At 41.4% G+C, this 17,516-nt stretch carries 18 protein-coding genes; 11 read left to right on the plus strand and 7 right to left on the minus strand.

Annotated elements, in window-relative coordinates; genetic code table 11:
- The first annotated feature begins 37 nt into the window (after positions 1–37).
- Complete coding sequence (locus ACQFX9_RS20365) at positions 38–172, plus strand: hypothetical protein (protein WP_427158045.1); 135 nt, start codon at positions 38–40, stop codon at positions 170–172.
- Here ACQFX9_RS20365 and ACQFX9_RS20370 read toward each other — a convergent pair.
- Positions 169–951, minus strand: a complete 783-nt coding sequence (locus tag ACQFX9_RS20370) for an MBL fold metallo-hydrolase (RefSeq protein ID WP_427158047.1) — start codon at positions 949–951, stop codon at positions 169–171. The genes ACQFX9_RS20365 and ACQFX9_RS20370 overlap by 4 nt on opposite strands.
- A gap of 225 nt (positions 952–1,176) precedes the next feature.
- Positions 1,177–1,974 carry a molybdate ABC transporter substrate-binding protein gene (gene modA / locus ACQFX9_RS20375; protein ID WP_427158049.1) on the minus strand — a complete coding sequence of 266 codons (798 nt, stop codon included), beginning with the start codon at positions 1,972–1,974 and terminating at the stop codon, positions 1,177–1,179.
- Between the two features lie 100 nt (positions 1,975–2,074).
- Between modA and ACQFX9_RS20380 the strand changes: the two genes are divergently transcribed.
- Both ACQFX9_RS20380 and ACQFX9_RS20385 read left to right on the plus strand, forming a co-directional pair.
- Positions 2,075–2,530: a TOBE domain-containing protein gene (locus tag ACQFX9_RS20380; protein WP_427158051.1), complete on the plus strand. Its 456-nt coding sequence runs from the start codon at positions 2,075–2,077 to the stop codon at positions 2,528–2,530.
- A gap of 229 nt (positions 2,531–2,759) precedes the next feature.
- Positions 2,760–3,128, plus strand: coding sequence for a DUF760 domain-containing protein (locus ACQFX9_RS20385; protein ID WP_427158053.1), 369 nt, complete (start codon positions 2,760–2,762; stop codon positions 3,126–3,128).
- A 198-nt stretch (positions 3,129–3,326) separates the two neighbouring features.
- On the opposite strand, the gene ACQFX9_RS20390 is transcribed toward ACQFX9_RS20385, so the two are convergent.
- Complete coding sequence (locus ACQFX9_RS20390) at positions 3,327–3,632, minus strand: RNA recognition motif domain-containing protein (RefSeq protein ID WP_103136542.1); 306 nt, start codon at positions 3,630–3,632, stop codon at positions 3,327–3,329.
- A gap of 561 nt (positions 3,633–4,193) precedes the next feature.
- Between ACQFX9_RS20390 and modB the strand changes: the two genes are divergently transcribed.
- A complete protein-coding gene (modB, locus tag ACQFX9_RS20395; RefSeq protein ID WP_427158055.1) occupies positions 4,194–6,014 on the plus strand; it encodes a molybdate ABC transporter permease subunit in 1,821 nt (606 codons plus the stop codon).
- Between the two features lie 257 nt (positions 6,015–6,271).
- Here the strand turns inward: modB and ACQFX9_RS20400 are convergent, their stop codons facing one another.
- On the minus strand, positions 6,272–7,138 hold the full coding sequence (locus ACQFX9_RS20400; RefSeq protein ID WP_427158057.1) for an NAD(P)-dependent oxidoreductase: 867 nt from the start codon (positions 7,136–7,138) through the stop codon (positions 6,272–6,274).
- A gap of 174 nt (positions 7,139–7,312) precedes the next feature.
- Here ACQFX9_RS20400 and ACQFX9_RS20405 point away from each other — a divergent pair, with 174 nt between their 5' ends.
- Complete coding sequence (locus tag ACQFX9_RS20405; RefSeq protein ID WP_427158059.1) at positions 7,313–8,203, plus strand: LysR substrate-binding domain-containing protein; 891 nt, start codon at positions 7,313–7,315, stop codon at positions 8,201–8,203.
- 86 nt (positions 8,204–8,289) lie between these two features.
- Here ACQFX9_RS20405 and ACQFX9_RS20410 read toward each other — a convergent pair whose 3' ends face one another.
- Both ACQFX9_RS20410 and ACQFX9_RS20415 read right to left on the minus strand, forming a co-directional pair.
- Positions 8,290–8,703 carry a GFA family protein gene (locus tag ACQFX9_RS20410; protein WP_427158061.1) on the minus strand — a complete coding sequence of 138 codons (414 nt, stop codon included), beginning with the start codon at positions 8,701–8,703 and terminating at the stop codon, positions 8,290–8,292.
- Positions 8,704–8,894: 191 nt separating this feature from the next.
- Positions 8,895–9,800 carry a helix-turn-helix domain-containing protein gene (locus tag ACQFX9_RS20415; RefSeq protein ID WP_427158062.1) on the minus strand — a complete coding sequence of 302 codons (906 nt, stop codon included), beginning with the start codon at positions 9,798–9,800 and terminating at the stop codon, positions 8,895–8,897.
- A gap of 191 nt (positions 9,801–9,991) precedes the next feature.
- Between ACQFX9_RS20415 and ACQFX9_RS20420 the strand changes: the two genes are divergently transcribed.
- The 4 genes from ACQFX9_RS20420 (at position 9,992) to ACQFX9_RS20435 (ending at position 13,780) form a co-directional block, all read left to right on the plus strand.
- Positions 9,992–10,369: a hypothetical protein gene (locus ACQFX9_RS20420; protein WP_427163060.1), complete on the plus strand. Its 378-nt coding sequence runs from the start codon at positions 9,992–9,994 to the stop codon at positions 10,367–10,369.
- A 293-nt stretch (positions 10,370–10,662) separates the two neighbouring features.
- Positions 10,663–11,772 carry an iron-containing redox enzyme family protein gene (locus tag ACQFX9_RS20425; protein WP_427158063.1) on the plus strand — a complete coding sequence of 370 codons (1,110 nt, stop codon included), beginning with the start codon at positions 10,663–10,665 and terminating at the stop codon, positions 11,770–11,772.
- 190 nt (positions 11,773–11,962) lie between these two features.
- Positions 11,963–12,676: an SAM-dependent methyltransferase gene (locus ACQFX9_RS20430; protein ID WP_427162952.1), complete on the plus strand. Its 714-nt coding sequence runs from the start codon at positions 11,963–11,965 to the stop codon at positions 12,674–12,676.
- A 267-nt stretch (positions 12,677–12,943) separates the two neighbouring features.
- A complete protein-coding gene (locus ACQFX9_RS20435; protein ID WP_427158064.1) occupies positions 12,944–13,780 on the plus strand; it encodes a hypothetical protein in 837 nt (278 codons plus the stop codon).
- Between the two features lie 233 nt (positions 13,781–14,013).
- Here ACQFX9_RS20435 and ACQFX9_RS20440 read toward each other — a convergent pair whose 3' ends face one another.
- Entirely contained in the window at positions 14,014–14,418 is a 405-nt protein-coding gene (locus ACQFX9_RS20440; RefSeq protein ID WP_427158065.1) for a peptidoglycan-binding domain-containing protein, read from the minus strand.
- Positions 14,419–14,595: 177 nt separating this feature from the next.
- On the opposite strand from ACQFX9_RS20440, the gene ACQFX9_RS20445 reads away from it, so the two are divergent.
- Positions 14,596–14,754 (plus strand): hypothetical protein, encoded by a 159-nt coding sequence (locus tag ACQFX9_RS20445; RefSeq protein ID WP_427158067.1) that lies wholly within the window; start codon positions 14,596–14,598, stop codon positions 14,752–14,754.
- 131 nt (positions 14,755–14,885) lie between these two features.
- Positions 14,886–17,459, plus strand: a complete 2,574-nt coding sequence (gene mutS / locus ACQFX9_RS20450) for a DNA mismatch repair protein MutS (protein WP_427158068.1) — start codon at positions 14,886–14,888, stop codon at positions 17,457–17,459.
- Positions 17,460–17,516: the final 57 nt, after the last annotated feature.

The following is a 17,516-nucleotide window of genomic DNA, read 5'->3' on the forward strand; positions in this document are numbered from 1 at the left end:
TTAACGAAGATGAACTTTATTCTGTACTGTAGAGACGTTGCATGCAACGTCTCTACATCAATTATTTGGCGCAACTTCATGGAGAGTTGGTATGAGTGCGATTTCCCAAGGGAAAACGGCAGAGCCGATCGCTGATTTATTTGCTTGGCTAGACGCAAATCAACTAACTTAGCGCGGCTGCACTTGACGCTGTTGTAATGGTAATTGCAAGCGATCGCCTGGGCGTGGTTCAATAATTTGAGTTGTTAGTTGACGTTGGGCTAACTGCGATCGCATCTCCTCCGTATTTCCCACTACCTGAAGCAACTTCACCAGTAATCCCTCATACATCACATCACCAGGGGAAGCTGTCGGTAACATCACCTGCGGCTGTAACCACTCCGCCACCTCCACAGCCTTTTGCTGACCTCTAATAATCGCACCCACCACAGGTAAAGCTAAATCAATCAACGGCGTAACAATCACATCTATCGGTGCGAACTGTTTCAACTGTGGAGAATGATAACCGTGAGGCTCATAGTAAAGCTTTAAATCCGTCGTTAAATCCTTGAGTATATAACCATTCTCTATCAACGTCGGCCCAATAGGAGAACCAGGAACAGCAGTAATTTCCACCTGCTGATGTAACTTGTAACTTTCCCCATGCGCCAAACTAGTCACATTCGTATAACCCAACTCCCGCACCACCTTCGCCGCATTCGGAGAAGCCACCACCGGAATCTGTTTATCAAGCTGCTTTAGCGTCGGTGGGTGAGCGTGGTCTTCCAAACCTTGAGACAGTAAAATTAAGTCAATATGGTCGGGAATGGAACGTTCTTGATTTCGTAACCCTTTAAATAGCCAATCCAAATTAGCAAAGGTCAGCGAACCAACCAACCACGGATCTATCAATATATTTTGTTGACCAATTTCCAGCAACCAACTATTGCTATCTAACCAAGTTAAATACATAGCCACAGATTCCAGATAATACCTATCTTCATTGTGACATTATGGGGCATGGGGCATGGGGCATAGGGCATTGTGTACAATCTCCCTACACCCTTACACCCTTACACCAATTCGCCAAAATTAAGCAACAGATGCAAAGCTTGAAACCTTGATGGTATCTGACTTTCTTAATTGCGAATTGCGAATTGCGAATTGGTATTACACCCCTACACCCTTACACCCCTACTAAGGCAAAATAAACCCGTATTTTTTCAATACAGCTTTTGCTTGGCCATCAGTAGTTAAAAAATTGACAAACTTCTTCGCTGCATCAGGATTTTTTGTCTTTCTTACCACTGCGGCGGGATAAGTAATTGCTGAGTGATATTTTTCATCCGCCGCCACTACAACTTTTACTTTGTCAGAAATTTTGGCATCAGTAGCATAGACTAACCCCGCATCAGCGTTACCACTTTCTACCACCGCTAAAACCTGACGCACATTGTTGGCATATACTAATTTCGGCTTGATTTCTGGCAATAATTTCAGCTTTTGCAAGACCTGTTCAGCATATTGACCTGCGGGTACACTTCTGGGTTCGCCAATAGCAATACGCTTAATTTCAGGATTCCTAAGCTTTAAAAAGCTAGTGATGCCCGTTTTTCCCTTCGGTACAACTAGGACTAGGCGATTTTTTGCTACGATCGCTCTTGTACCTGGGAGCAATAATCCTTTCTGCTCTAAAGCATCTACTTGTCTTTTCGCCGCCGAAATGAAAATGTCTGCTGGCGCACCCTGTTCAATCTGTTGCTGCAACGCACCAGATGCACCAAAGTTATAACTGATGTTGATATTAGGATTATTCTTTTGATAGGTCGGCTTAATTTCTTCTAGAGCATCTTTTAAACTAGCCGCAGCAGATACCAGTAAACTGACATTAGATTGGGCTACGACAGGAGAGGGTGTCATAAAAGGCAAGCCAACTGCTATCAAACAACTAGCGATCGCCGCACCAATAAAAGCAAGAATTTGTCTTCGTTTCATAGGAAAATCAGGCTGAGATGGATTCTTCTCCAAGAGTTGAGGCTTGGTCGGATCGTACTTAAAGATAACCGTGATATTTACCAACCAAATTGGTAACATTATGCCAAGAAAAGAACAAGGATGGATCACTTTTCAAACATCAGAAGAAGAACGCAAGATTCTAGAGGAATTCTGCCAGCATTCTCAGCGCACTAAAACTGAGATTCTGCGGGAACTTGTGCGCGGTCTTCATCAACAACCCCCACCAGCCAAATCATTACCAACCAAAGGGGTAGATAAAGTAGATAAAGTAGCAACGCAAACATCTGAAAACTTAGATTTAGAACCTAATCTTCCCAAAAGACCCCTAAAAGTTAGCTCACGCAATATTCTTAAAGGTGTGGTGAAAAAAGTTGTCACTGGTGCTGTAAATAGCGAAGTGACATTAGAAATTGTCCACAAAGTCGAGCTGACTTCCATTATCACCAGAATGTCAGCTGAAGAATTAGAACTAGAGGAAGGTGCAGAAGCTTATGCGGTCATTAAGTCTAATGATATTGTGATTGCCAGGGATTAGGGCATGGGGCATTGGGCAGGGGGACAAGGTAGACAAGGTAGACAAGGTAGAATTTATTTCTCAACTCAGCACTCATTACTCATTACTCATTACTCATTACTTATTACTCAGCACTCACCACTCCCATGAGTGTCAAAACCCCTATGGCAGAGTTCGGTTAAGCGTACTGGGTGAGTGAAAGTAAATTGCTAAATTAGTTGATAGTTAAGCAGCACTTGAGATAATTACTATGAGTAATGATTCCCATCGCCAGCCCGAAAATTCTCTAACTGATGTGATGAGTCAAAATCGGTTGTGGGATTATTTGCAGTCAATGGATAGTCAAACCGTTAGCCAATTATCTAAACCCGCTTCGCCAGAGGTGCTTCAGTTAATTCAACGCTCTATTGTAGCGACTCTGGGTAATTTGCCTGGGGGAAAATTCAATACAACTATTACTACCAGTCGTGATGAGTTGGGTAAACTTTTAGGCTCTGCAATGGTAGATGGGTATTTCTTGCGTAATGTGGAACAACGACTGGAGTTAGAAAAGGCTTGTTTACAAAAAAAAGGGAACGGGGAACAGGGAACAGGGAACAGGGAAAGAAAAAAACTTTAGTTGTGGGTTTAAAGCCCATTACCCGATTTTAATTCACATTAGACGTGAGTTAAAAAGTTGAAGGAGATGCGATTTCTCACATCTCCCTCAATTATCTAGATATTATTCGCTAAGAGATAGGAGTCAGAGGAAAGAGGGGACTGTAGTTACAAGCCTCACGCTTTGTGGGTGGCTTGTCTCCCCTGCTTTCAATTGCTCTTAGTAGCGGTTACGGTTGTAACCACCACCGCCACGATTTCCACCAAATGAACCACCTCTGTCTTCTTTGGGTCTAGCTTTGTTAACTTTTAAATCACGACCCATCCATTCAGCACCATCAAGCGCGTCGATAGCAGCAGCTTCTTGTGTGTCGGAATTCATTTCTACGAAGGCAAAGCCCCGTGGACGACCTGTTTCACGATCAGTAGGTATTTGTACTCGTTTAACTTCACCGTATTCTGCAAAAACAGCAGTGAGTGCGTCTTGTGTAACTTCGTAAGAGAGATTGCCTACATAGATAGACATTTGTATGTCTCCAAAATCATTAGTTTGCAGAGATTTAGATTTCGGAGAGAGTCTGCAAATACCAAAAGGAAAAAGCCTGTCAATACTAAAAACAAACACTATAACCGAATATAATTCTCAAGGCATATCTTAACACATATAATTCCTCATTGTGTGAAATCTTGAGAAAAAGTTACAAAAGTATACAAATTGCTTTGTTTAATTATTTTGTAATTATTTATACTTAAATATATTTTACTTGGTAGTATTTTAGACAATATGTATTATCCAGGGTAACTTCTCTTCAGTTCATTCAACCTATAGGAATCCGCTTTGATTCGTTGAAATTTTTTGCGTAGGAAGGGAACAGGGAAGAAGAAATAAAAGTGTACCTAGCTTCGCAAAAATCAAATACGAGTCCTATATATTTTTTTGAACAGTGCGACTTTGAGAGTTAATGCAATAATTGGTGATTATATACCAACTTTATAATTATAAAGTTGGTATAGTTTTAAGTAATCAAATAAAAGTAGCACTGCGATCAGTTCAATAGTTGCACATTCAATTTTCTCGCAAATCATCATGCCATCGGATTTTTCACCTCTTTGGATATCGCTGAAAACGTCGTTACTCGCGACATTGATCACCTTTGTTTTAGGAATAGCCGCAGCATATTGGATGTTGGGATATCGGGGCAAGGGTAAATCTGTGATTGAAGGCATATTTGTCGCCCCGTTGATTTTACCTCCTACGGTGGTGGGCTTTTTGTTGCTGTTGTTTTTTGGCGCAAATGGCCCTATGGGGAAATTGATGCAATCTTTTGATTTCAGTGTAGTGTTTACTTGGTATGGGGCAGCGATCGCAGCTACGGTTGTTTCTTTCCCCTTAATGTATAAAACTGCCCTGGGTGCTTTTGAACAGATTGATGGTACTCTCCTCCAGGTAGCGAGAACTCTGGGCGCAAGTGAATTGACAATCTTTCGCCGCATCAGTTTACCCCTGGCGTTTCCAGGGATTGTAGCAGCCACCTCTTTAGCTTTTGCTCGTGCGCTGGGTGAGTTCGGTGCTACTTTGATGTTAGCTGGTAACATTCCTGGGCAAACTCAGACGATTCCCATGGCAATTTATTTTGCTGTGGAAGCTGGCGCAACCAATGAGGCTTGGTTTTGGTCGATAGCGATTATGATCGTTTCCCTGTCGGGGATTATTGCAGTTAACTTTTGGCAAGAAGTAAGACGCAAGAGAAATCAGGGGACAAAAAAACCAGGAAGACAAAAAAGTGAGATGTCTGTTTTGTCAGATGTGGCGACAGATGTGAAATTGTTTGTAGATATTGAGAAACGATTGCCCAGTTTTAGCCTCAAGGTGACATTTAATACCGATGACCAGCCCTTGGGATTGTTGGGAGGTTCGGGTGCAGGCAAAAGTATGATTTTGCGCTGTATTGCCGGGATTGAAACACCCACTAGAGGCAGAATAGTGTTAAATGGTCGGGTTTTATTCGACTCGGAAAAGGGAATTAATTTACCGAGCCGCGATCGCCGAGTCGGTTTTTTAGTGCAGAATTATGCTTTGTTCCCAAATATGACTGTGGTAGAAAACATTGCGTTTGGTTTACCCCAAGGTCTACCGAATGGGAAAGAACGACAACAAATTGAGGAATTACTCATCGCCATGCAGTTGGAGGGATTAGGCGAACGATACCCAAATCAACTATCCGGTGGACAACAACAACGAGTCGCCCTAGCTAGAGCCTTAGCCAGTCAACCAGAGGCTTTACTGTTAGATGAACCTTTTTCTGCACTAGATACACATTTGCGTAGCCAATTAGAACAGCAAATGACGGAAACTTTAGCGCAATATCAAGGTGTGACTTTATTTGTCACCCACAACATGGAAGAAGCTTACCGCGTTTGTCCGCATCTTTTGGTGATGGAACATGGTCAAGTCGTACATCATGGTTCTAAATACGATATTTTCGAGCGTCCTGCTACTGTTAGCGTCGCCCAAATCACCGGCTGTAAAAACTTTTCTCAAGTGATTGTGCAATCATCCCAGGCGGTGGAAGCGGTTGATTGGGGTTGTAAGTTGCAGGTAATTGCACCAATTCCCGCAGAAATCACCCATGTTGGTATTCGCGCCCATCATCTCAAATTTACTCAAGACCCAACCCAAACTAATACTTTTCCTTGCTGGTTAGCTAGAACTAGTGAAACACCCCATCGCGTTACACTGTTTCTAAAATTAAATTCTCCAGTCAATGATTTACAAGATTACCACCTACAAGCAGAAGTGTTTAAGGAGAAATGGGAACTCCTCAAAGATCAGCCTTTCCCTTGGTATGTGTGTTTAGAGCCATTGAGCCTAATTTTATTGTCGGAAAAGTTACTAGAACAGTGGTGAGTGCTGTTAGCGGAAGCGCGGCGTTTAGCCGGTGATGAGTAATCAGCCACAGCATTTGAGACATATAGTCTCCAACCAGCTAAAACTTCTACTAATCTTGCTAATCGGTCATCAGTTATATATTTTTCTCCAATGGACTTTATGAGATATGAGAAACATTGGAACAAAAACGACTTAGGCTTCAAAATATTATTGAGTAAGGATTTGATTGAAGGTTGTAGTAGCGCACTTGGATAATCGTCAAGTAACTGTTTCAGTTAGATAAAAATTTGAACAACACCTGTAATATTTTCATTGCTATAACCAAGTGCCATAGCTTGTTGATAAATGTGATGAATGGCAGTAGATGCAGGAGCTGAAGCACCAAAGGCTTGCGCGGTTTGGATGAAATAACGGAAATCTTTCTCTACTAGATCAATCGGAAACATCGGTGCATGGTTATTGATGACCATCAGACTTCCAGCACCCTTTGCTGCTGGACTGATTACAGGCAACTCACTCAGATACTCCATTGCTTTTTTACTGGTTATTCCGTTCTTGTCCAGCATTGCGATAATTTCTGCTAATGCCGCAACCTGAATGCCAAATAGTGCATTGACAGCCAGTTTCATCGTCATTCCCTGACCTACTGAACCGATATGATGGATGCTTGAAGCACCTGCGGATGACAGAATAGGTTGAACTTGTGCCAAGGTTTGTGCTTTTCCCCCAACCAGATAAATGAGTTTCTTGGCTTCTGCCTGCTGCCGCGACCCGACCACTGGAGCATCGAGAAAGGCAGCTCCACGATTTGAGATTTCATCGGCTAATTCTCGTGTCCAATCTACGGTTAAAGTGCTGGATTCAATCGTGATTGCATCTTTGCTCAATCCTAGAGCCGCACCGATTTCCGGGTCAAGCCAGATGCTTCGTGACACGTCATTATCAGTGACCATACTAATCACAATATCAGCTTGCTCGGCAGCCTCTCTGGGTGTTGTGGCATAAACAGCCCCATGATTCAGCAAGGGCTTGACCTTAGAAGCTGTGCGATTATAGACAACAACTTGATATTCAGCATTAAGCAAGTTCTGCACGATACGAGATCCCATTGCTCCGGCTCCTAAAACTGCAATCCGTTTCATTCCCGCCTCTCCAATAATTTGTTGATTGACAAAACTATATTTGCTGTCAGGACAGTGATAAATATCAATTTATGAATGAATCTCGTGCATTTTTTACATTAATAGCTGTCTATTAGTGCAAGATAATCTTTATAAAAATCATGTTTGCTGCCGATTAATGCTTGTAATTCAGTAATGGACTTATCAGTACTAAAACTTTTTGTGGAAGTCATGAGGCGGGGTAGTTTTGCCTCTGTTGCCCGTGAGCGCAATCTAGATCCTTCTTCAGTTTCACGGGCGATCGCTTCATTAGAAGAAGAGTTGGGAATCAGATTATTCCAGAGGACGACTCGCAAATTATCAGCAACTGAGGCCGGGATGATCTACTTTGAGCGCATTGAACCATTGCTTGAGGAGATACAGCAAGCAATTGATATAGCCACAGACATGGACGGTCAGCCCAAGGGAACTCTCCGCGTCACAGCTTCTGTCTCTTTCGGACTCAAGTGCATTGTGCCGTTATTGCCTAAATTTAATTCGTTATATCCCGCGCTTACAGTCGATTTGTTACTAACTGATGCCGTTGTTGATTTGTTGGCTGAACAAATTGACCTAGCAGTGCGTCTCGGACTCCTGGCTGACTCCACTCTGATTGCCCAACAATTAATGCGAACTCACTATTCGGTTTGTGCTAGTCCTGGTTATCTCAAGTGTTCGCCACCATTGGAAAAACCGAGCGATGTGGAGCAACATCAGTGTCTACTTTTTCCGCTATCAGGGTTTCGCTCACGATGGATTTTCAAAGATCGCCAGGGTGAACTGAGTGATGTTTCTGTCTCTGGACACATTGTAATTTCAAATGCGATTGCCCTTCAGCAGTGTGCAATCGCAGGTATGGGTTTAGCATTGCTCCCGAACTGGTTGATTGACGAAGATTTACGGGTTGGTTCCCTCGTCAACTTGTTTCCTGATTACGATGTAACAGCAACGAATTTCTACACCGCAGCTTGGTTTGTCTATCCAACTCGTACTTATATTCCACTAAAAGTTCATGTATTCATGGAGTTTCTCAAGAAATCTGTTTAATTTGTTAAGTTTGATCGCACCTATTGTCAACTGGGTATTGAACCGAGATGCGACCAAAAACCCAGATGCTTGCAGGCATCATGTAACTACGACATCGGTGGCATTTTAGTGAATTTGGATAGATTAGGGTTCATGTAATCCCACGGTTGAGAACTGGCTGTGTAAAGATCCATTGTCGGGGAAAACCAGCTTGGATCATCAAGGCTTCCAGCCATAATGCCCATAAGCTCAGGGATTGGGGGCTTGCTAAATAATCGAGAACCACAAATTGGGCAAAAACCTCGACCAACAATGCTTCCGCTATCACCAATCACCTCATGATATTTCACATCTCCAATGATAGTGACTGCACTTTGCGGTACGAGAAGAGCAGAGGCATAGGCACTTCCTGTTGCCCGTTGACAATCCCGACAGTGACAATTTCCCATCACAATGGGTGGGGCTGAACATTCGTAGCGGACAGAGCCGCACAGGCAACTACCAGTGAATTTTGTCACCATAAAATATCTCCCTTGGATGTTCAATTCATGGTGTGGATACTATCTAGGTCAAATCTCGATAAATACAAGAGTTGTTTCCAATATCTACCAAGCAAACAGGTGCCATTGGCGGCAAATCTTAGCTTCAAAAGTAGCGGTTGTACTTTGAATTAGTCTTACAAGTTTGTGCTTTTTTTACATATTTCTACTATTTATCTCGAATTATCTCGAAAAACTTTTGGCGTAACTCCAAGTAAACGTTTAAAATGATTAGTGAAATGCCCTTGATTGGCGAAACCGACCTTATAAGTGATATCAGTAATTGACTCCTCACTTTTGAGGAGAAGTTCTTTAGCACGCTCAACCCGGCACTTAATGACAAACTGATGGGGAGAGTACCCTGTTGATTGTTTAAATAATCGAGAAAAATGAGACAAACTCATTTGAGCTAAATCAGCTAATTGAGTCAAGCCAATATTACAGTCAAGGTTGGCATGAATATAATCAATAATTTGTTGTAATTTGTATTTGGGTAAACCATTTGTTACGATTTGTTCCTTTTGTTGGCTAAGAGCATAATTCTGAAAAAGATGAGTGATCAGAAATGTCGCAGCAGATTCTGCATATAAGCGACTGGAATACCGATTCTTTTCTAGTTCAGCTTTCAGTGCCAGACCAATTTGATAAATGAGTGGGTCAAATGTCGGAAATTGAGGATGGAGTTCAAGACAAGATAAGCTCATTGATTCACGCAGAGTATGAGCAATAAAACTGGAGTGAAAACCTAAAGTAATACCTTTGCTTTCGTGGTTATCTGATTGCCAATAAGTTGTCCCGCGTGGAATAACAAGACTATGACCTGTGACAAGAGAGCTTTTTTGTAACCTCCCATTAATCCGCGATTCCACTGCATAATCAAAAGGTACATCTGTATAAATATGAATGGCATTTTCTGGAAAGATAATTTCATCTGGTAAAGCACTAGCACTTCTGCTATGAGTAAACTGGAAACGGATGCCGCTCCAATCTGAATTGTCGTTGTTTAGTAGAGACTGACGATTAAAACTTTCTAAGATGGCTTTTTCTACAGCACAGGATTCATGCTCTGTTTTTGACATGACTCTAGACTATTTATATTGGTTAGATAAGTAAAATTAATAGAGATGAACAACAATTTTAACTCAATACATCACACTCAATTGTTTAGGGAACAATATTTAATTTACCTGATTTTTTAGAACAACGTTGTCAGTGAAAGACTTTATATATATAAAAGGGACAACTACCAGTAAAAACAAGGTACATACCAGTGGATGATCCTCAGAATTTGCCCCTTGAATTTCTCATAACTGTTAGCAGAATTGGTTTGGCATTTAATAACTATGAGTATGGCAATGAAACGGCGCAAGTCATTCAAAAAATGCTGCCACAGTCTAAAAGAATTGAACCGTTGGGGCTGACATGGAATGAGATTTTGATTGAAGCAAAGCAGCGTGAAATCGAACAGCAGAAACAACGCTCTAGGGGTACCAGTTTCACCGCCAAAGCTTTTCTTACCTCACGGGCATCTGGACGACTATCGATAAATTCTTGTAGTTCTGCGTTAGCGAAGCTTACCGTTCGCGCAGCGTCTCGTAGAGAAGGTATCGCCATTTCTAGATGCTGGTTTATCATTGTTCGTTATTAAACAGATACTTCTGTCCGTATTATCTCGCAGTCTTTTTCAGAAATCAAATATGATTCCTATAGTATATTTTTTAAGTTGGAAGTCCCTTATCCGAATCTATCCTGATTTTTCCCAAGGAGGATGCAAAATTTCAAATCGAAGAGTAAGTGTGTTTGAGAAGAAGTGATTTCTGACCTCTAGACTTAATCTTTACTTTATAACTGAAGAAAGAGGTAGATAGTGTTACTCGTATGGAATCTTAAATATTAAGGGTGGAATTAATTTTACACCTTGGACAAATCACTAAAGATTCCATGCAAAGCAATTTAATTATGTTTCCAATCGCTGAGGTTGCTAGACAAGATACGCAAGTCAAGGAAATAAGTGTTACTCAATATGAGCGTGCGGAACAGCAATTTTTAGAACTTTTGGCAACTGAGGATTTAGATAATAACTTAGATAAAAAAGTTGCTATTATCAGAGAATTTGAAAAAGCAGTGGCAATGGCTATTGATGCAGCTTATAAGCATGATAGTCAAGATAATTCAGCACATTGTTTTTTGCAACGGATACTCTACTGGATTAATCGCCTAAATCTGTTTTGGTATGATGATTTACGGCGGTATACTAACGAGCGATCGCTTTATTTATCCTCATGTCGTAATCATATTGAAGCAAGTTGGCAAAAATGGGAACTGGCTCAAATTGATGTTACGGAATTACAGAATTTAAATGTTAAACGAGCATTAATTGAGCGTACTAAGGCGGATTTAGAACCACCTTTATCGCCAGCTAGTCGATATATTCGGGAAGAAATGACTAAAGCTGGCTACTGTCATCTGTTAGCAATTGCTTCTGTTGATGGCTTAGTTGAAGGTAGTCGTCTTTCTCGAATTTTAGGCGGTGCAGCGAATGAAGTACAATGTACCTTGGTGCGGGTACTGCTGGAAGAATACGGTAACGGCCGTTTATCACGCAAACATTCAACTTTTTTCGCCAAAATGCTCGATGAGTTCGGCATGAACACTGAACCAGAGGGATATTTCGAGTTAGTACCTTGGGAAGTTTTGGCTTGTGCAAACCATAATTTTTTACTCACTGAACGGCGACGTTATTACCTCCGTTATAGTGGTGGATTGACTTATTTTGAAGTAGCTGGCCCTGCGGCTTATAAAAATTATCTTGTAGCTGCACAAAGATTAGGATTATCAGATGCAGCGATGGGTTATTGGGAACTACATATCAAAGAAGATGAACGCCACGGACGATGGATGCTAGAGGATATAGCTTTACCTTTAGCAGAATTATATCCCGATGATGCTTGGGAATTATTACTAGGATACGACCAAGAGAAATTAATGAGCGATCGCGCAGCTAAAGCTGTCGTAAATTCTATCCAACAAGCAGAACAAATTAAATATTAACTATTTTTTACTGGCAACATTAGGACTATCTTTTAGTGAAAAACAATCACTATAATCAAAAATATTGCTTAATTTTTACTAAAAAGAATAACCTGTAAAAATCAAGCAATAGCGTTGAAATCAAAAATCGTGCAATTAATACTAGTAACTAAAAATGAGTATTACCCAAACTAAAATTGCAACTAAGAATATCAAGCAAATATTTTTCTGTCCTGAAGAATCTAATTTTTACTCAAACTGCATAGAAAAGTTTGTTTTTAGTAATTGTAATTATTCAGATTCCATTGTGGAATTTGGTTCAGGGGATGGTAGTCCTGTAATTAATTTATTGTTGAGAAATAAATTTGAGGGTGTTATACATGGATTTGAGTTAAATCCTACTGCCTGGCAAGCTGCCACATCAGCAATCAATGAATATAATCTGCATGAGCAATATATAATTAATAACTCATGTTTATTTGAGTCTGATAAACCTCAAGCAAACTACCTGATAGCTAATCCCCCATATATACCTGCACCAGATAATGATATTTATATGCCATTACTCTCAGGTGGAAAAGATGGGTCAGAAATTACTAATAAGCTTTTAGCTTTAGACTATGACAATGTAGTAGTTTTAGTTTCCAGCTTTTCTAATCCTATAGGTACGATTGAACAAGCATTAGCACAAGGATATAGTATTAGTGATTTCGTCATTTTACCTTTAAAGTTCGGTTACTATAGCTCAGAACCAAAGGTTAAACGACACATAGAAGAATTGCGAAGCAATAATATGGCGTTCTACTCTGGTGAATATTATGGCTTGGCAGGTATTTTATTTCAAAAGCAAGCATCTGCTATTGACTTATCCGAGGAATTAATTCAAATGCTCACAAGTTTTTCCCAAAGCCTATTTATAAATTAAATATTCATACCAATTCGCAATGGGCTAAACGCCCCGCTTCCGCTAACGCAATGGACTAGCATCCCGCTACGCTCTGAGCGCAGCTATGCCGCAGGCTTTACGCAATTGAGGAATCCTGACTTGATAAGGATTTCTGAGTTTTGATCTGTGTCAGAACTTTTGTAACGCACCGTATCGGCGTGGCAAGGCTAAAATATTGCCTTGAAAAATTGTAGCTACTGTCCTGGGTATTCTAACTGGGTATACAGTATACCAAGAGAGACAGCAATGCAACTGAGTGCAGGAATCAAGAACTTTTGGAAGTTGGTGGCTTTTAATCTCCTTTCCGGTTTAGTTTTGTGTTTGTGTGTTTTAGCTATTAATGGCTGGAAGTGGCGGAATTTGTTTGATTTACCGGATTTTGTGGGTCTGGTGATACTTGTCGCTGTCGCCATATCTCCTTTGTTGTGGTTCTTGTCTTATCTCAAATCGCAATTACTCCAACCACTAGTAGATCATGTGCAGTTTAACAAAATATCACCAAAGGATTACCCTTGGTTAGATGTAGCTTCTTTGACGGAAGAAACTACTATTCTAGAATCCTTGGGTTTTGTCCATTTGATTGACCATGATGTCCCGTTAGCTTTGGGATTTTCGAGATGTTTTGCACATCCACAAAAGTATTGCTTTGCAGAAATCGGTCAAATTTTTCAGGTAACGGGTAGTGTGATTACACGACACTTTTCTCTTTTTAGTGTTTTAGAGCAGGATTGGATACTAGCTGAAATTAATAGAGAAGTTAACAATTTGGATGGTATACCTTACATTTGGCGACATCCCCAACAGATTAGACGATATCATCCTCATCTGAAATTGCCTGTATTATTTCAAGAACATTTAAAATTTAGAGAGCAAATCTGCCATGATTTAAATATCTATTCCTGTAGAGATACTTCTTTAGCGTTTTTAGAAAAAATAGAACAGGAAGCAGCAAAGTTTCGTCGGCAGACCATGCGCCGCAAAAATCTTCTGCTCTCTATGATAGAAACAACTTTATTTGAGATCAATCCTCGGTCTGAATGGTTAGGGAATTATCCCAAGGCAGCAGCTAAAAGAAAAAAGTAAACTTGTATAGCCTATCAAAAAAGTAATAAAAGGTGTGCAAAATAAACATTAACACACCTGAAGGCAACAGCAAGTTTTAATAACTATTTGACCAAGAATAAATCAACTCGAATTAATATAATCATCCATGTGATTACAAAAGGTTACTTGTTTAATGAAAAACAAGTAACCACCGCAATCATACTATACGCAAAACTCAAAGTGATGATGATATTCGTGAGAAGAATTTGGGGTTATTGCAAAGCAGCTAAAGTTTTGTGTCCAATCACGCCATCGGCTCTCAAGCCTTGCTTCTTCTGGAATTTAACCACTGCTGACCGGGTATTTTTATCAAAAATACCATTGACATTGGCAGTGTAAAAGCCTTTTCGCTTGAGGAGATTTTGAGCGGTTTTCACTGCCTCTCCTCTGCTGCCGATTCTGAGGATACTAGCACGATTAGCTACTTGATTTGCAGGATGTTTAGCATTAGCTTTAGGCTCTACTTTATGAGCCTGCATAGTGGCACTGGGTTTGGTATTTTGTACCGCGTGTGAAACAGGATTATTCTTAGTTACAGGAGTAGGAGTAGCAGCGTAAGCAGGAACGGTAGCGGCAATGCTGATAACAGAAATTAAAGCTAATAGTTTGCTATTCATATTTTTGGTTCTCTCTAGTGATCAAAATTTTGTGACATTGTGAGGAAGAGTTTGTGCTGACAAACTCGTGATTGATTTCACTCTTTTTGCTAAAATAGATTGAGGTGAGTTATTCAATCTTGAATATTAGAATTACACAGGATATTGACAGAGATATGGCAAGTTTATGACAAAAAGATGTCTGTTAAATTAAGAGATATTGCAGCCGGATTTTGCCGTCAGCAAGCTGCATATTTATTGAATATCTCCAAACTCAGATTAACTGTGGCCGATGATGTGATTTTTCAGTGGCAAAACAGGGTTGGACAAAAGTGTGACTATGGGGGAAGATTTTAGAGAGTCGCGATCGCCTACTCACCCCATGACCAGACATCATAAAAAAAACTTGAGCGATCACCCGGAAATTTTCACATCACGTTATCATCGGATCTTGTGGCTTTTTGTGCGTAACTCCTAGCATCTAACCTATGACCGTTTCTCACTCTGACCTCCAGCCAACAGAACCGAATCCTTCCACTGCGCCCCATACCGATACGCGACAGGTAGACCGCAGTAAGCTAAGTAAGATGTATCAGCACTACGTTGAGGTGAAAGATAAGTATCCTCACGCGCTGTTGCTGTATCGGGTGGGAGATTTTTTTGAGACATTTTTTCAAGATGCGGTAACAGTAGCTAGAGAATTAGAATTAGTCCTCACCAGTAAACATGGGGGTGAAATCGGTCGTGTGGCGATGACTGGCGTACCCCACCACGCATGGGAACGTTACACCACGCAATTGGTAGAGAAAGGCTATGCTGTGGTGATTTGTGACCAGGTGGAAGATGCGTCTGAGGCGGTGGGTTTGGTGCGTCGGGAGGTGACACGCATCCTTACCCCTGGGACACTGCTAGAAGAAGGAATGCTCAAATCTAGTCGCAATAATTACTTAGCGGCTGTGGTGATTGCGGGGAATCATTGGGGTTTAGCCTATGCAGATATCTCCACAGGGGAATTTCTCACCACCCAAGATAGTAATTTAGAACATCTCACCCAAGAACTGATGCGTTTGCAGCCTGCGGAAGTCTTAGTTCCGACAAACGCGCCTGACTTGGGTAGTTTGCTGCGTCCTGGGGAAACTTCGCCCTATTTACCAGAATGTTTACCACCATCATTTTGTTATAGTTTGCGATCGCAAGTCCCCTTTTCTCAAGGTGAAGCCAGAAGTAAATTATTGCAGATATTTAAAGTGCGATCGCTTGAAGGTTTGGGTTGTGACCATCTCCCCTTGGCGGTGAGGGCGGCTGGTGGTTTATTGGAATATGTAGAAGATACCCAAAAAGAAAGCCCCATTTCCCTACAAAGACTCAGAACCTACACCATCACCGACTATTTAATTGTTGACCACCAAACCCGCCGCAACTTAGAAATTACCCAAACCGTCCGCGATGGGACTTTTCATGGTTCACTGTTGTGGGCTTTAGATAGAACTAGCACCGCAATGGGTAGCCGGTCTTTGCGGCGGTGGTTACTCCAACCCCTACTAGATATTAAAGGTATTCGCGCCCGACAAGATACCATTCAAGAATTAGTCGAAAATACGCCTTTACGTCAGGATTTACGGCAATTATTACGGCAGATTTACGATTTAGAACGCCTCACAGGTCGCACCACTTCAGGAAGTGCGAACGCCAGAGATTTAGTCGCTTTAGCTGATTCTCTCTCCCGTTTACCAGAATTAGCCCGCTTAGTCGCTGATGCGAGTTCTCCCTTCCTCAAAGCTTTGCAAAAAGTCCCGGCGATTTTAGAAGAACTAGCGCAGAATATCCACGCCCACATTGTCGAATCTCCGCCCATACATCTCAAAGAAGGGGGACTCATTCGTCCAGGAGTCAATCCCCAATTAGACGAAAGAAAGGCGACAGTAGAAAAAGACCAGCAATGGATTGCTAATTTAGAAGTAGATGAAAGAGCCAGGACAGCTATTCCCACCCTCAAGGTAGGATTTAATAAAACCTTTGGCTATTACATTAGTATTTCCCGCGCCAAAGCCGACCAAGTACCAAGTAATTACATCCGTAAGCAAACCCTCACCAACGAGGAGAGGTACATTACCCCCGAACTCAAAGAACGAGAAGCCAGAATTCTCACCGCCAGGGATGATTTAAATCAGTTGGAATATGAGGTGTTTGTCGCCTTACGGGAAGAAATAGCCAAAGAAGCCGAAGCCATTCGCAACCTGTCCCGCGCCGTTGCTGCGGCTGATGTGTTGTGTGGCTTGGCGGAATTAGCTGTACAGCAGGGTTACTGTCGTCCCGAAATGATTCCCGGAAGAGAAATCGCAATTATTGATGGTCGCCATCCCGTCGTTGAACAGTCTTTACCTGCGGGTTTCTTCGTCCCCAACTCCACGCAGTTAGGGAGTAGTGCAGAAAATCAGACTCCGCTTCCCGACCTCGTGATTTTAACAGGGCCAAACGCCAGTGGCAAAAGTTGCTATCTGCGTCAGGTGGGACTCATTCAACTCATGGCGCAAATTGGGAGTTTTGTCCCAGCTAAGTCAGCGAAATTGGGAGTATGCGATCGCATTTTCACCCGTGTCGGTGCAGTTGATGATCTAGCTACAGGTCAATCTACCTTCATGGTAGAAATGAATGAAACAGCTAATATTCTCAACCACGCTACAGCTAAATCTCTAGTTTTACTAGATGAAATTGGGCGGGGAACAGCTACATTTGACGGACTTTCTATTGCTTGGGCGGTAGCAGAATATTTAGCCACAGAAATCAAAGCTAGAACAATTTTTGCAACTCACTATCATGAATTAAATGAATTAGCCGGAATGTTACCTAATGTTGCTAATTATCAAGTCACAGTGAAAGAACTACCCGACCAAATTATTTTTCTGCACCAAGTTCAACCAGGAGGTGCTGATAAATCTTACGGAATTGAAGCCGGAAGATTGGCGGGTTTACCGGCTGTCGTCATTAAACGCGCAAAACAAGTCATGGGACAAATTGAAAAACACAGTAAAATTGCCCTGGGGTTAAAGAATTTAGAATAATGGTTGTTGATTTTTGAACCTACGAGTTTTAAATTCAATACAAAATCTAAATAACTA

The organism is Aliinostoc sp. HNIBRCY26, from assembly GCF_050235535.1.
GTDB lineage: Bacteria > Cyanobacteriota > Cyanobacteriia > Cyanobacteriales > Nostocaceae > Trichormus.